General features: G+C 62.8%; 1 protein-coding gene. It reads right to left on the bottom strand.

Annotation, left to right across the window (positions count from 1 at the left end; genetic code table 11):
- The coding region (locus ACXJKR_RS32665; RefSeq protein WP_457326400.1) for a class II aldolase/adducin family protein at window positions 1-873 on the bottom strand (873 nt) is incomplete at its 3' end.
- Window positions 874-1329 lie beyond the last annotated feature (456 nt).

Raw genomic sequence — 1329 nt, 5'->3', positions numbered from 1 at the left:
CTCCTGCACCGCGGCGCTGTCGTTGAAGTCGCCCAGCTTGCGTTCGCTGGCGCTGATGCGGCCGCGCAGCGCGGGCATCAGCTTGGCGGCGAGGGCTGCGCGCTCTTCGGCGGGCAGGGTGATGGTCTTGACGCCGCCGAACACCGGCTGCTTGATGTTCTCGGCCAGCCACTGCTCGGCCAGGCGGATCATCTCCAGCGTGATCTCGTAGCAGCTCTTGGCCGTGTCGCCCCAGGTGAACAGGCCGTGGCCTTCCAGGATGATGCCCTTCAGGTTCGGCTGCGACGTGGCCAGGGCTTCGAGTTTGAGGCCCAGGTCGTAGCCGGGGCGCTGCCAGGGCAGCCAGCCCAGCTGGCCGCCGAAGATCACTTCGGTCAGGCGGCGGCTATCGGCACAGGCGGCGATGGCGATGATGGCGTCAGGGTGCATGTGGTCGACATGCGCCTTCGGGATATAGGCGTGCAAAGGCGTATCGATACTCRCCGCTCGCGGATTCAGATTGAAGGTGCAGTGCGGCAGGTAATCCACCATCTCGTCTTCATGTTCCAGGCCGCGATAACGTTGCTTAAGCGCCTGCAGCTTGTCCATATAGAGCGTGGAGAAACCATCCAGCTTGATGGACCCCAAATCGCCGCCCGAGCCCTTGACCCACAGTACCTCGACATCCGCGCCGGTCAGGTGGTCGCGCATCAGAACCTTGGCCGAGGTATTGCCGCCGCCGAAATTCGTCACGCGCAAATCGGAGCCCAACAGATTGGAGCGGTAGAGCAGCAGTTCGGGTTCGCTCAACTTGGCTGCCACGGCATCGTCCCACTTGGAGACGATGGGAGCCGTATCTGAGAATTTGGCGGGAGTTTGGGAATTTGCAGTCATCAGCTTGCCTGTATTCAGTCCGTCATTCATCTCCGTGAGCGCAGCCTGCGACCCGGAGCCCGCCATTCGCGGGATTAGCGGAGCGCAGTGTGGGCCGAAACAGCGCGCCACGGTCAGCGCCGGCGCAGGAAATCAAAAGGATGAGCGAATGCATCGGCCGCGGCACCTCCGCTCACGAAACGCTCATGGCCGTGAGCGTTTGCTGATTGACCTTGTCACGCAGCTGACGTAATCTGCACTTGGAACAGCGTTTCACCCAGGCTTTGATCGCTTCTGAGCGTGAGTGAAGAGGGCTGTTGCAGCCGGCGCCTACGCTCACCGGCTGCGATCAAGGAACCGGCCTCAGCCGGGCCGCCAAGCCAAGCGACGCCTGCCCTCCAGAGGCTGGGCGCCATAAATACGAGACAACGGTCGCCACCGATTCTCCGGGGCGCCCGATAAAGGGCCCGATAAAGG

This window comes from Roseateles sp. P5_E11 (genome assembly GCF_054049355.1).
The sequence above is the reverse complement of the archived record's forward strand: the minus strand, read 5'-3'. Positions and strand labels throughout refer to the sequence as shown.